Origin of the sequence: Myroides sp. NP-2 (assembly GCF_014145665.1) — a bacterium.
GTDB lineage: Bacteria > Bacteroidota > Bacteroidia > Flavobacteriales > Flavobacteriaceae > Flavobacterium.
Genome location: NZ_JACHTD010000014.1, coordinates 42,737 through 56,569 on the forward strand (window position 1 = coordinate 42,737; position 13,833 = coordinate 56,569).

A 13,833-nucleotide genomic window follows, 5' to 3' on the forward strand; every position below is an offset into this window, starting at 1 on the left:
AAGGTTGGAATCTCACTTCCAACCTTTTTTTCTTATCCTTTAAAATTTGGTTTTCTCTTTTCTAAGAAGGCCGTAGTTCCTTCTGTGAAATCTGTGGTATTGAAACACTCACCAAAGTGTTTAATTTCTTCGTGATAGCCATTTGTGCCGTCTTTGAAGTTCGCATTGACAGATTTTATGGCTTTGGAAATTGCGGTGATTGAGTTGTTAGAGATTTTTTGGGCAATCCCTTTAGTGAAGGCTAATAGCTCCGCTTGCTCTACCACGTGGTTTACTAAACCGTATTCCAATGCTTTTGCCGCATTGATCATCTCCGCTGTCATGATAAGTTCCATTGCGCGTCCTTTGCCTATTAATTGAGGCAAACGCTGGGTTCCTCCATAGCCCGGAATTAACCCTAGGGTTACTTCAGGTAATCCCATTTTAGCATTCGTAGAAGCTACTCTAAAATGACAAGCCATCGCTAATTCTAATCCACCTCCTAAGGCAAATCCGTTGATAGCAGCAATGATGGGTTTTGAATAGTTTTGAGCGTAATCAAATAGCAATTCTTGTCCTTTGGCTGCTAATTGCGAGCCTTCACTTACATTGAAGCTAGAAAATTCTTTAATATCAGCCCCTGCAACAAAAGCTTTTTCACCACTTCCTGTGATGATGACTACGCGTACACTTTTGTCTTCCTCAAGTTGAAGCAAAGCGCGGTGTAATTCCTCAATAGTGGGTTTGTTTAATGCATTTAACTTTGTAGGTCTGTTAATCGTTATGACCGATATATGGTCATCCGTTTCAATTAAAATATTTTCATATTCCATAATTCTCAAATTTTATTTGGTCAGTGGCAAAGTTACAGTAAAAGTAGTTCCCTTACCAGCTTCTGTTTCAAAGGTAATGGTTCCTTTATAATTTTCTACAATATTTTTTATAATCCCCAGACCAAGTCCCATTCCGCTTGATTTGGTGGTAAACTTCGGTTCAAAGATCCTCGTCTTGTCTGCTATGGAAACTCCCGTTCCATTGTCCGTGACCGAAATGATGATGTTTTCGCCATCTTGATACGCTTTAACGCGAACTATCGGACTCGGATTGCTATCAGGAATGGCCTGAATCGCATTTTTTACTAAGTTAGTAATAATACGGATAAGTTGTGTCTGATCAATTAGAGCGATAATTTCATCTTCTTCGTGTTCGAAATAAATAAAATCCTCTGTAAATATATCCAAAGAAATGCGAATGGTTTTAATTATATCTAAGGTTTCATTTTGCTGAGCCGGCATGGATGCAAAACTTGAGAAAGCCGTTGCCACGGAGGACATGGTATCGATTTGTCCAATGAGTACGGCAGAATAGTCCTTGAGTTTACTGCTAATGTCAGGGTCGGTAGGGTCGAATTTTCGCTCAAAGCTCTGAACGGTTAATCGCATGGGGGTAAGGGGATTTTTAATTTCGTGAGCCACTTGTTTGGCCATTTCTCGCCAAGCTTGCTCGCGTTCGTTTTGCGCTAACTGCTGATACGTCTCGTCCAATTTCTCAACCATATCATTATACGCATTGATCAAATTCGAAATCTCCTTACTCGTCGAAATATCTTCAATCTTTTCATTTTTCTGTCCGAGTTTTGTGCGTGTCATTTTAACGCTTAACTTGTTTAAACTCTGGGTGATGTAGTTGGATAAAAAGTATGATATGACAATGGACATGATGAGCATAATGATGTAAACCTGTCCGAATTTCGACATAAAATTGTGTACTTCGTTCTCGTAAAATTCGGTTTCTTCCGCATAGGGGATTTTGACAATGCCCAGCGGTTTAAATTTTTGATCCTTGACATAGCGATACGACGTTCGAATTCGCACATCATCTATTTCCTCTGCATCGACAAAGCGCTTGTGGGGGGAGGATTTTATCGTTTTTAAGATGATAAGGGGTACATTGGGCTGTATGCTATCAACGGAAAAAGTCCCCTTAGAGGACAGTAGTAATTTTCCGTCTAGATCGTGTATATATAGTTCTGTATTGTGTATGGAGGCTAGCTCGTGTATCTTATCCTTAAAAATGAGCGGTAAGTTCTCCGTGCTCAAGGGGTAAGAGGTTGTCGTTAAAATATAATTGATGTTTTCTGTGATTGAGCTTTCTTTTCGCTCGAGTCGATACTGATGGTACGTACGTGCTTCTTCCTTAAATTGATACACGGAAACGGCAGAGATCAATATGGAAGATATGATGCTTAAAAAGATTAACGAGAAAAATATTCTATTTTGTAGAGAGAAACTTTTGATAAAAAACTTGTCTTTCATTCATTCATATTGCGTTGACGTCTTCCTTTGTAAAGCTTAATACCTAGCATTAACAATATAGCCAAAGCAATTAATCCGACTACACCGAATATCCAGTTGAAAGCATTCTTTAAAAATACTAAAAAAACAACAGAAAATAAAATAATTGTTGCTCCTTCATTCCATAGTCGAAAGAAGGAAGATGTTTTCGTTAAAGTATTGCGATTGATTTGTTTGACAAACTGATGACACTTTAGGTGATAAGCAATTAAAAGTATGACGAACAGCAATTTTACGTGCATCCAGGGTTGTTGTAGCAGAAGGGGATTTAGCACAAAAAGGGAAATTCCAAAAACCAGCGTTAGAACAGCAGCAGGCCAGGTGATGATGTTCCAAAGGCGATTGGTCATCAGGCGGTATTGTTTTTTGAGAATATCCTGTTCCAACTGTGGTTTTTCATTCGCCTCTACGTAATATACAAAGAGGCGAACAATGTAGAATAAGCCTGCAAACCAACAGACAACAAATATAACGTGTAGTGCTTTTAAATATAGATAGGCCATAGCGTTGTATTAATTAGTTTGTTGCCATGTTGTTATCCAAGACGCTAAGGCATCAATAAAAGCGTCGCTGTCGTTGAGGCACGGAATGGTTTTGAAGGAAGTTCCTCCGTGGTGTAAGAACTCATCGTGTGCTTCCATTCCAATTTCTTCCAACGTTTCCAAACAATCTGCAACGAAGGCAGGGGTAACCACAGCTAAGTGTTTTACGCCATTTTCCGCAAGTTGATTTACGGTTTTATCCGTTGGAGGTTGTAGCCATTTATCTGGGCCTAGACGCGATTGAAACGTATTGGTGTACTTTCCTTCTGGTATATTTAATTTTTCAACTACCTGTTTTGTCGTTTCTAAGCATTGATGTCTGTAGCAGTGCTGGTGTGCGACAGAAGGGGTGTTACAACAAGAACCGTCGATCTTACAATGCGACTTGGTTCGGTCTGATTTGTATATATGTCGTTCAGGTACGCCGTGATAGGAAAAGAGCAGGTGGTCCCATTCATTTTGTTCTAGATGCGTTTGAATCGACGCAGCCAAGGCATCAACATATTCCTGTTTGTTGTAAAAAGCAGGCATACTGGTTATTTTCATTTGTGGGAAGTGCTTCTTGCGCAATTCCTCCGCCAAAACCTCAATCGTTTCAGTTGTAGCCATGGCAAATTGGGGATAAAGCGGAATCATAAAAACATCCGTTACTCCTTTGTCTTTCAGCTCTTGTAGGCCCGTTTTAATCGATGGCTCTCCATAGCGCATCGCTAGTGCAATGGGCAAGTCGATTTTTTGTTGTAGTTTTTTTTGTTGGCGTTGCGATATGACGATTAATGGCGATCCTTCAGGCCACCATACTTTTTGATACGCTTCAGCCGATTTTTTTGGTCTCGTGTTTAAAATGATTCCCTTTACCAAGAACGCTCTGAGTAAATAGGGCATATCAATGACTCTTTTGTCCATTAAAAATTCATCCAAATAAGGCTTGACATCCTCAGGGGTTGGAGATTTCGGCGATCCTAAATTGACAAGTAATATCCCTTTCATTATTGATTGTTTGAATTAATTGACATTAAATATTTTTTCGGCGTGATGCCGTATTTCTTTTTAAATGCTGAAATAAAGTGACTCGCTGAGCTGTAGCCAATCTTTAATCCCACCTCATTTACATTGTAATTGCCTTCGTCTAACAATTTGCGCGCGTAATCCATTTTGTAATCAAATAGAAAGCTAAAAACAGAATCGCCGTAAATTTGTTTGAACCCAATCTTTAATTTTTTGATGTTTAAACCAATAAGGTCAGCTAATTCTTGCAATGTCGGTGGTTCCGTCATTTGCTGAATCATAATGTCTTTGGCTTTTTTGATCTTAATCACATCCTCTTCGTCGGATAGGAAAGGACAATTATCGATGTTTTGCTCCTCATTATAGTTAAATACAAGGCTTAATAATTCGTAGGTCTTTCCTTTGTAAAATAAGTTTTTTACCGATGGATGCATTGATGCATTGAGCATTTGCGTCAGAACAATCGCAATGGCCGGGGTGATCTTTTCTTCTGTATAATATTTTTTTTCCTTGTTCTCCTCTGTCAAAAAACCAATAAACTCCGCCTCAGATGAAAAGAGGGAGTGAAATTTTTTGATGGGAATCATCAGGCATATAATGGCCGATTGACTCTTTATCTCAAGGTGAATGGGAAGTTGTTTTTGAGGATTGTATAAAAGTAAGGATTTCTCCTCTGGCAACTCTAATGTATAGGCTCCTTGATTGTAAATAAACTGACCTGATCCTCTTAAACAAAAATAAAATTGGATGATATCCGTGCCGATTTCCTTGTGAAAACTTAAGGGGTGCGGACTGTTGTTGTCTAGTTTAAAGACAGAAAATTCCGGATCGATATTAATTTCTTCTATGGGACTCATAGCGTTATTTTTTTGAAATGCAAGAAAACGAAAAGTTGTATTTTTTATTTAGAATGATTCTATATAAAGCCGTTCGTAACCCTTGCTATTTCTGCAAATGTACTGTATTATAATGAAATATTGCTAATTGTTTTTCTTTTTCTTTCAGCGTTATTAATAGTCCTTCTAGCGTTACTTTTATCGAATCATTAGCGTTAAATTTGCTTACTTTTGAAATTGAAATGGGTATGGAAAAAATAGATAAGGTCAAATCAACTACTTTTTATGCAGTAGGGTTAAGCTATAAAAAAGCGGATGCCGAGATGAGGGGAAAGTTTAGTTTGAGTGAGACGGCCAAAGAAAATCTATTACGTCAAGCGAAAGAAGAAGGGATTGATAGTTTACTGGTAATTTCTACGTGTAATCGAACGGAGATTTACGGGTTTGCTCAACATCCTTTTGAACTTATTAAATTGTTATGCGATAATAGTAAGGGTACTGTTGACGATTTTCAACGCGTTGCTTATGTGTGTAAAAACAACGAAGCAATACGTCACTTATTTCGAGTAGGAACGGGATTGGATAGCCAAATTCTCGGTGATTTTGAAATTATTAGCCAAATTAAAAATGGTTTTATTCTAGCAAAACAGCAAGGACTGACGACCAATTACTTCGAACGCTTGGTCAATGCGGTGATTCAAGCTAGCAAACGCATTAAAAATGAAACAGAATTAAGCTCAGGGGCTACTTCAGTGTCTTTTGCTGCCGTTCAATACATTATGGATCAGGTAGCAGATATTTCTGCTAAAAATATTTTGTTATTTGGAACAGGGAAAATTGGACGAAACACCTGTGAGAACCTGGTCAAACACACCCATAACGATCATATTGTTCTAATTAATAGAACTAAAGAACGCGCAGTAGAGGTTGCGGGTAAGTTTAATCTACTTGTAAAAGATTACGCCAATCTCCAAACAGAGGTCTGCAAAGCCGATGTTTTGGTGGTGGCTACAGGCGCTCAACAGCCAACCATAGACTTGCCCATGTTGCAATTGGATAAACCCTTGACGATTTTGGATTTGTCAATACCCAAAAATGTAGATCCCGCTGTGGCTAATCATCCTATGGTAGAATTGATTCACATGGATGACCTGTCTAAAATGACGGATAAGACGATCGAAAGACGCAAAGAATTTATTCCGCAAGCGGAAGAAATTATTGATGAAGTGATGTCGGAATTTGTCGCTTGGACAAAAATGAGAAAATTCGCGCCGACAATTCACGCCTTAAAAACACGTTTAGAGCAAATAAAAGATGGAGAAATAGACTACCATCGAAAAAAATATGAGAACTTTGATAGTGAACAAGCTGAAGTACTGACAATGCGTATTATTCAGAAGATCACCACCCACTTTGCCAATCACCTACGACATGAGGAAACCGTTGTAGATGAGAGCATTGAATGGATAGAAAAAGTTTTTCAATTAGATAGTAGACAAAATGGATAGAGTTATTCGTATCGGTACACGCGATAGCGAGCTTGCAATGTGGCAAGCAACAACAGTGGAGAAGGCTTTACAAGCTTTAGGATATAAAACGGAATTGGTTCCAGTGAAATCCGAAGGGGATTTGGTTTTAGACAAGCCTTTATATGAAATGGGAATCACGGGTATTTTTACCAAAACGTTGGATGTAGCCATGATCAACAAAAAAGTTGATATTGCTGTTCACTCCATGAAAGATGTACCAACCGCTTTACCACAAGGCATTGTACAGGCAGCAGTATTGCCAAGAGCGAATACGGTTGATATTTTATTGCACAAAGGAGATACCTCCTTTTTAGACCCTGATAAAACAGCTATCGTTGCAACGGGAAGTTTGAGAAGAAAAGCCCAATGGCTCAACCGATTTCCCAAACATAACCTAGTGGATTTAAGAGGAAATGTCAATACTAGAATGCAAAAATTGGCGGACAATGCCGATTGGAGTGGAGCGATTTTTGCCTCAGCAGGTCTTGATCGCATCAAGAAAAAACCAAAGGGATTTGTCAATTTAGATTGGATGATTCCTGCGCCTGCACAAGGAGCAATGGTGGTTGTGGCTATGGCTGAAGACTCTTTCGCCTTAGACGCTTTACGTCAATTAAACGATTATGAGGCAGAGATGACGACACATATTGAGCGTCAGTTCTTGCGCACTTTAGAAGGAGGATGCACGGCGCCAATCGGAGCAATTGCTACCTATAATCAAAAAGAAGAAAATATCGACTTTACAGGCGTGCTACTGTCTTTGGACGGAAAAGAAAAATTCGAAATTAAAAAGACAGTACCCATCCAAGAGTGGAAAAAATTAGGCTTCTATGCAGCACAAGAATTATTGGCTGATGGAGGACAAGCGTTGATGGAAAAATTACGTCAAGAATTAAAACGATAACAATATGCCAACGGTTTTATCAACGCGAATCTTGAGCGATGCGCATCGTCAACTCCTCAACACATCTGTTGTCCGATGGATGGAAAAGGACTTTATCGCGATACAGCCGCAAGAGTTCACCGTAGATACCGTTCGTGATCTGGTGGTGTTTACCAGTCAAAATGCCGTTAAAAGCGTATTGAATAACCCCCATGCACAGCGGTTAAAGACAAGACCAGCTATTTGTGTTGGGGTAAAAACAAAAGCGCTTTTAGAAGAACACGGCTGGGAAGTGAAAGCATGGACCCATTATGCCAAAGAGTTAACCGCAGTAATTGAACGCGATTTCTTTAACTGTAGTTTTTCTTTTTGCTGTGGAAATATCCGACGCGAAACACTGCCAACCTTTTTTAAAAAACACAACCTCGTTTTTGATGAGTATGAGGCGTATCAAACCGTGAAACAACCCCATGCACTTCAAAACAAAGTCGATGGCATCTGTTTTTACAGCCCATCGGCAATTGAAAGTTTTTTGCAAAACAATCAAATCACAACTGAAGTTTGCTTTTGTATAGGCGATACAACAGCAGATGCACTCAACGGAATTACACAGCAAATAGTCGTAGCAAGTCAACCGACCATCGAAGCTACCCTACTTGCTTGTTTAGCATATTATAAATAGTGTCAGCTAAAATTGACGTACTTAAATGGTTTAGAAATGATTAAAAATGATTTATTCTTAAGAGCTTTAAAAGGAGAAACGGTGGAAAGACCACCCGTTTGGATGATGCGTCAAGCAGGTAGATACCTACCCGAATTCCGTGCTTTACGAGATAAATACGATTTTTTTACCCGTTGTAGAATGCCTGAAATTGCAGCTGAAATTACGGTACAACCGATTCGTATTGTAAAACCAGATGCCGCTATTCTATTTTCTGATATTTTAGTTGTACCGCAGGCGATGAATATCGATGTGGAAATGAGACCTGGTGTAGGGCCATGGGTGCCTAATCCCATTCGATCTGCCAAGGATGTCGAACAAGTGATCGTTCCTAATATAGAGGAAACACTCGGCTATGTGATGGATGCTATTAAAGTGACCAAAGAAATGTTGAATGATGAGGTGCCCCTTATCGGGTTTGCTGGTTCCCCATGGACGATCTTCTGTTATGCCGTTGAAGGAAAAGGATCAAAGAGCTTTGATTTAGCCAAAGGCTTCTGTTTCTCCGATCCAGTTGCTGCACATACCTTACTTCAAAAAATCACGGATACTACGATCTTATACTTAAAAGAAAAAGTAAAAGCAGGGGTAAATGCCGTGCAAATTTTTGATTCTTGGGGGGGGATGTTATCGCCAGTAGATTACCAAGAGTTCTCGTGGAAATACATCAATCAAATCGTTGAGGCCTTAGCCGAAATTACACCTGTTATTGTGTTTGGAAAAGGGTGTTGGTTTGCCTTGCCTGAAATGGCACAGTCTAAAGCCTCTGCTTTAGGGGTAGATTGGACCTGTAGCCCTAAAAATGCGCGTTTATTTACAGGTGGCGACATTACCCTACAAGGAAATTTTGACCCAAGTCGATTGATGTCACCGATTCCAACCATCAAAAAAATGGTGCACGAAATGATTGATGCTTTCGGAAAAGACAAGTATATCGTGAACCTAGGACATGGTATTTTACCGCATATTCCTGTGGATCACGCCAAAGCTTTTATCGAAGCAGTAAAAGAATACGAACAAAAATAAAAGAATTACGCAAAAAGGTTTACGGATACAGCGTAAACTTTTTTGCCTTTTATACCCAAATTTATGCTGAATAAAGGAGTAAAAAGCGAAGAAGATAGAAGAATCGAGTCGATTGTTGTGAAGCTTTCGTCCATTGGATTTGTTCCCGATGATCTAAAAGTAAAAGAAGAAATTGACGCAGAATTAGCAAAAATAGGTTTGACTTTTTCGATTTTGCTAGAGATGGAGGCTACTGCCTTGAATCAACAATTGCTGCAGTTTAATTTTGGCTGGGATCGCATGGAACAGTTTGCCGATGTAATGGCACAATGGGCTAAAAAAGAAGAGCGATTTAAAGCAAAAGCCAAAAGCCTCTATTCTTTTATTCAAAATGAAAGTAAGGCTTTTTCCTTTGAGATTATGGCAAAAATAGGACAACTTTAACTGAAAGTAACTAAGTCATTGGGCTTATACAACATATGAAAGAACAGTTTTATCACTATATACAGCAACTCCAAGATCAAATTACCGCTCGGTTAGAAGAAGTCGATGGGGAAGCTAAATTTCAACAAGACCTTTGGGAACGCCCCGAAGGAGGAGGAGGAAGAACAAGAGTAATTGAAAATGGACGTGTTTTTGAAAAAGGAGGCGTTAATATTTCTGCCGTTCACGGAGCATTACCCAAATCAATGCAGCAGTATTTCAACGTAGGTGATGTTGATTTTTATGCTTGTGGATTGAGTTTGGTTATCCATCCCAAAAATCCAATGGTGCCGACGGTACACGCGAATTGGCGCTATTTTGAAATGTACGACAAACAAGGTAATGTCGTGCGTTCCTGGTTTGGTGGAGGACAAGATTTAACGCCCTACTATTTGTTTGAAGAAGATGCTATTCATTTTCATCAAATCTGTAAAACCGCTTGTGATCAGCACGATCTTGCTTTTTATCCACAGTATAAAAAGCAATGCGATGCATACTTCTGGAATGCACACCGCAATGAAGCTCGTGGTATTGGTGGATTGTTCTTTGATCGATTAGAAGAAACAACAGAAAAATCGTCCCAACAATGGTATGATTTTGTTACTTCAGTTGGCGATAGCTTCTTGGAAGCCTATGTCCCTATTGTAGAAAGACGAAAAAACCTTGCGTATACCGCAGAACAGCGCACTTGGCAAGAAATCAGAAGAGGACGTTATGTGGAATTTAATTTGGTACACGATAAAGGAACCTTGTTCGGTTTGAAAACAAATGGACGTATCGAATCCATCTTGATGAGTTTGCCACCCCACGTACAATGGGTGTATGATTATCAACCCGAAGCAGAAAGTGATGAAGCTAAGCTGTTAGACGTATTAGCTCATCCAACCGATTGGTTAACCGTAAATTGTACACCGTAAACCCTAAATAAAATAGTATGTTTCCATTACAAAGAGGTAGAAGATTAAGAACAAGTGAGTCTATTCGCAGTCTCGTAAGAGAGACGATTGTGACTCCACAAGATTTTATGTTTCCCATGTTTATTGCAGAGGGAATAAATGTTGAAGAACCTATTTTATCCATGCCAGGAATTTATAGGCGATCTGTTGATTTAACCGTTAAAGAGGTTAAACAACTATACGCTTTGGGTATTCGCGCAGTGAATATCTACGTAAAGGTAAGTGATCACCTAAAAGACAATGCAGGAACGGAGGCTTGGAACGCCAATGGATTGATGCAAACAGCTATTAAAGCTATTAAAGACGCTTGTCCAGAAATGATTGTCATGCCCGATGTGGCTTTAGATCCTTATTCGATTTATGGGCATGATGGTATTATTGAAAATGGAAAAGTAATCAATGATGCAACGGTAGATGCCTTGACGCGTATGAGCGTATCTCATGCGGAGGCTGGTGCTGATTTCGTTGCTCCTAGTGATATGATGGATGGTCGTGTGTTGCGCATGCGTGAAGCCTTAGATCAATCAGGTTATACAGATGTGGGCATTATGAGCTATTCAGCTAAGTATGCTTCCGCTTTTTACGGCCCTTTTAGAGATGCTTTGGACAGTGCACCAAGAGCGGATGTCAAAATACCAACGGATAAAAAAACCTATCAGATGGATTATGCCAACCGTTTAGAAGCCATCAAAGAGGCACTGTATGATGTAGAAGAAGGAGCGGATATTGTCATGGTAAAACCAGGAATTGCCTATCTTGATATCGTAAGAGAGGTAAAAGACGCGGTCAACGTACCCGTTTCTGTGTATCATGTATCTGGTGAGTATGCGATGGTCAAAGCTGCAGCTGAAAAAGGCTGGTTGGATCACGATTTAGTGATGATGGAGCAATTGACCTGCATAAAACGCGCAGGGGCGAGTATCATCTCAACCTATTTTGCAAAAGAAGCAGCAATCTTGCTGAACAAATAATACATAAAGCTCAGCCTAACGCTGAGCTTTTTTGTTTTCGCCTACTTATACAAGGCAATACAGCGCATCAGTAGCGACTATTGCAGCCTGCTATGTCGTTTTTTTACATGAAAAGGAGTGATTTGTGAAAGAGTGGACCCAAATTGTTTTTGTACATTTGATACAACAAAAAAATAAACAACACTATGCGCAATACACTCATTAAAACAATTCCTTTTTTAGTTGCCCTCCTTGTATTTTCCTGTGGAAAAAAAGAAGAAAAACAAGCTATGCCTGAAGCAGTCTATGAATCAGAACGCGGTGGAGCAACCGAAATGACCCAAGCAGAAAAAAATGCACTTGGAAAGAAAATATTCGAAGGAAAAGGAACCTGTGCTTCTTGTCACTTAGCTGATAAAAAAGTCATCGGACCGAGTATTAGAGAAATTGTTCAAATTTACGATAAACACGATGTCAGTCTGATCTCGTTCTTAAAAGGACAAGAAGAAGCTATCGTTGATCCGGCTCAGTTTATTATTATGCAAGCCAATTTAGAAATCACCAAAAAAATGAGTGATACTGAATTAGAGGCTTTGGAAGCCTATATGCGCAGCATGTAATTCATCCTAATTTACAAGTTAATGTCATCTAAAATAAAAAGCTTGAGTGTTGATTCGTCACTCAAGCTTTTTTGTTGTTATAAGTTCTTTTTAATTTGGTCGATTTTAATGCCTCGATTCGACGAATATACCACCTTATTGTTCTTTTTGATCAGGATATAAGGAACCGTTTTTGATTTTACATTGTAATTGGGAATCAAGTGGGAAATTAGATCCGCTGAAGTAAACAACTCCCATGGAGACTCTAACAGTCCAAAGTTTTTGTATACAGTTCCTTCCGTATAGGTTTTGAGGTTAGCTGCTGAATTGATAAATAAAGCGGTAAAAGGTATACTTTGATAGGCAGGATCATTAGCCAATTGGTTGAGGTCACCATAAGCCAACATACAAGGACCGCAAGTCGTGGAAGTAATGAGAAATACACCATCTCTTGTTAATAAATCTGCTAAATCATAGGTCTTTCCCTCAAAAGTAGTAAAGGTAGATTGAGTAGTTGAAGCCGCTGCCGAGTCGATTTGGCTTAGGGGTAGGGTATTGTCAAAAGAGATGGTTCCATCTTCCTCTATAACAATCTCTCTATTTTCCTCATCGATGATGGTGACGCGATTGCGAACACCAGTTCGATCAAAAGAAAAAATTTGGTAGTACACACCAAATTGATCCCCACTGCCTTTTCGAAGTAAGTCGGAGTCAACGTATTTGAGCTTGTTCTTAGACGACATCTTCATGGTGCTTTTGAAAGCCTGTAAATCTTCGGAAGATAAGTTTTCTAGTAATAAAGGGAAGTGTTCTTTGATGTAGTTGTCTTTCTTTGATTGACCGATAGCGAGGGTTGTACCTAAGAGAAATAAAAGTAGTGTTTTTTTCATGGTTGGATTGGATTATACATTAACGCTGTATAATCCAATTGGCATACCATGGTTTATCTTATATTTAATCTGCTGTTTTGCAGATGCTTACTTTTTTGTTTTGTACAATACTGTTCAATAGTGAACGCTTTATTGTGCGGTTTTGGTTTTGTGAAATCCTTTTTTTATCGCATTGAGTGTTGCTTGATGTAATACAGTAGCATGTACTTCGTCTGGCATATAATCAAACGTCGCGTGAATCATAGGGTTTTGTTGAAGGAACGAATAGAAACGAGTTCCCACTTCATACATCATTTCATCTTCTTCTTTGCTCGGAAGACCCACATACACATGGACTGGGTGTTTGATCTTATTCAATAAGCATACTGTTGTTTCGTCTAACAACTTTTCTTCTCCCCACCAAAAGCTTGGACTTACAATTAGATAATTAGTAAATACATGCGGGTGTTTGATTAAGAGGTAAGAAGACATTAATCCTGCTAAAGATTCACCAACAACGGTGCGTTCACTAGTGGTGTTATAGTGTTGGTCAATATAGGGAATCAATTCCCCTTCTAAGAAAGCCGCATAAGGTTCAGCACCGCCATATTGAGGAAAAAAATCCTTGCTATACTGGAGGTTGTCTAAAAAGTCAATGTTCGGTACAGCAAAAGTAAAGTCCCTTCTGCGGTTGGTGTTTTCAATTCCCACAACAATCGCTTCTGGAAAGCGATCAACCCACGGTTGTGAATTAACGCGGAACAATCCCGCTAGGTGAATAAAATCTTCTTCTACACCACCGTCTAAAATGTACACCACGGGATATTTTACTGTATCATTAGGTTGATAATAGGGAGGTAGATAGATGTTTATTGTTCTATTCTCGTTTAAGATGGTTGAGGTCAGTGAGATAGATTCTCCAACTGATATGTTTTGTGCTTGGGTTTGTCCAAAGAATAGGAGAGCGAATACACCCAAAGCAAGGGATACAATTTTGTTTAAAATGGTCATAGGTTTTTATTTAATAAAACCAAAAGTACAGAAAATGGGAGGATACTGACGAAGACCAGGTAAAAAAAGAAGGAGATTAACACAGAGTATTGGTTTCAAAGCCCGATA

General features: G+C 39.1%; 15 protein-coding genes. 8 read left to right on the forward strand and 7 right to left on the reverse strand.

Annotated elements, in window-relative coordinates:
* Window positions 1-32 precede the first annotated feature (32 nt).
* From H4K35_RS13140 to H4K35_RS13160, 5 genes are read right to left on the reverse strand one after another with little or no spacing between them, the layout of a single operon-like run.
* On the reverse strand, window positions 33-812 hold the full coding sequence (locus H4K35_RS13140) for an enoyl-CoA hydratase/isomerase family protein (RefSeq protein WP_182628418.1): 780 nt from the start codon (window positions 810-812) through the stop codon (window positions 33-35).
* 12 nt (window positions 813-824) lie between these two features.
* Window positions 825-2,294, reverse strand: coding sequence for a PAS domain-containing sensor histidine kinase (locus tag H4K35_RS13145; RefSeq protein WP_182628419.1), 1,470 nt, complete (start codon window positions 2,292-2,294; stop codon window positions 825-827).
* Complete coding sequence (locus tag H4K35_RS13150) at window positions 2,291-2,836, reverse strand: CopD family protein (RefSeq protein WP_182628420.1); 546 nt, start codon at window positions 2,834-2,836, stop codon at window positions 2,291-2,293. The genes H4K35_RS13145 and H4K35_RS13150 overlap by 4 nt, the downstream gene beginning before the upstream one ends.
* A gap of 9 nt (window positions 2,837-2,845) precedes the next feature.
* The gene (gene hemH, locus H4K35_RS13155) at window positions 2,846-3,865 is read right to left on the reverse strand and encodes a ferrochelatase (protein ID WP_182628421.1); all 1,020 of its coding nucleotides are present in this window, start codon (window positions 3,863-3,865) and stop codon (window positions 2,846-2,848) included.
* Window positions 3,865-4,740, reverse strand: a complete 876-nt coding sequence (locus tag H4K35_RS13160) for an AraC family transcriptional regulator (protein ID WP_182628422.1) — start codon at window positions 4,738-4,740, stop codon at window positions 3,865-3,867. The genes hemH and H4K35_RS13160 overlap by 1 nt, the downstream gene beginning before the upstream one ends.
* 227 nt (window positions 4,741-4,967) lie before the next feature.
* On the opposite strand from H4K35_RS13160, the gene hemA reads away from it, so the two are divergent.
* From hemA to H4K35_RS13200, 8 genes are all read left to right on the forward strand, one after another.
* Window positions 4,968-6,227, forward strand: coding sequence for a glutamyl-tRNA reductase (gene hemA / locus H4K35_RS13165; RefSeq protein WP_182628423.1), 1,260 nt, complete (start codon window positions 4,968-4,970; stop codon window positions 6,225-6,227).
* Window positions 6,220-7,152: a hydroxymethylbilane synthase gene (gene hemC, locus H4K35_RS13170; protein WP_182628424.1), complete on the forward strand. Its 933-nt coding sequence runs from the start codon at window positions 6,220-6,222 to the stop codon at window positions 7,150-7,152. The genes hemA and hemC overlap by 8 nt, the downstream gene beginning before the upstream one ends.
* Window positions 7,153-7,156: 4 nt before the next feature.
* Complete coding sequence (locus tag H4K35_RS13175; RefSeq protein WP_182628425.1) at window positions 7,157-7,813, forward strand: uroporphyrinogen-III synthase; 657 nt, start codon at window positions 7,157-7,159, stop codon at window positions 7,811-7,813.
* A gap of 36 nt (window positions 7,814-7,849) precedes the next feature.
* Entirely contained in the window at window positions 7,850-8,878 is a 1,029-nt protein-coding gene (hemE, locus tag H4K35_RS13180; protein ID WP_182628426.1) for a uroporphyrinogen decarboxylase, read from the forward strand.
* Between the two features lie 63 nt (window positions 8,879-8,941).
* Complete coding sequence (locus tag H4K35_RS13185; RefSeq protein WP_182628427.1) at window positions 8,942-9,301, forward strand: hypothetical protein; 360 nt, start codon at window positions 8,942-8,944, stop codon at window positions 9,299-9,301.
* A 35-nt stretch (window positions 9,302-9,336) separates the two neighbouring features.
* A complete protein-coding gene (gene hemF, locus H4K35_RS13190; protein WP_182628428.1) occupies window positions 9,337-10,257 on the forward strand; it encodes an oxygen-dependent coproporphyrinogen oxidase in 921 nt (306 codons plus the stop codon).
* Window positions 10,258-10,274: 17 nt separating this feature from the next.
* Window positions 10,275-11,267, forward strand: a complete 993-nt coding sequence (hemB, locus tag H4K35_RS13195; protein ID WP_182628429.1) for a porphobilinogen synthase — start codon at window positions 10,275-10,277, stop codon at window positions 11,265-11,267.
* Window positions 11,268-11,452: 185 nt separating this feature from the next.
* On the forward strand, window positions 11,453-11,866 hold the full coding sequence (locus H4K35_RS13200; protein ID WP_182628430.1) for a c-type cytochrome: 414 nt from the start codon (window positions 11,453-11,455) through the stop codon (window positions 11,864-11,866).
* 77 nt (window positions 11,867-11,943) lie between these two features.
* Here the strand turns inward: H4K35_RS13200 and H4K35_RS13205 are convergent, their stop codons facing one another.
* On the reverse strand, window positions 11,944-12,735 hold the full coding sequence (locus H4K35_RS13205) for a hypothetical protein (protein ID WP_182628431.1): 792 nt from the start codon (window positions 12,733-12,735) through the stop codon (window positions 11,944-11,946).
* 129 nt (window positions 12,736-12,864) lie between these two features.
* Entirely contained in the window at window positions 12,865-13,725 is an 861-nt protein-coding gene (locus H4K35_RS13210) for an alpha/beta hydrolase (protein WP_182628432.1), read from the reverse strand.
* Window positions 13,726-13,833: the final 108 nt, after the last annotated feature.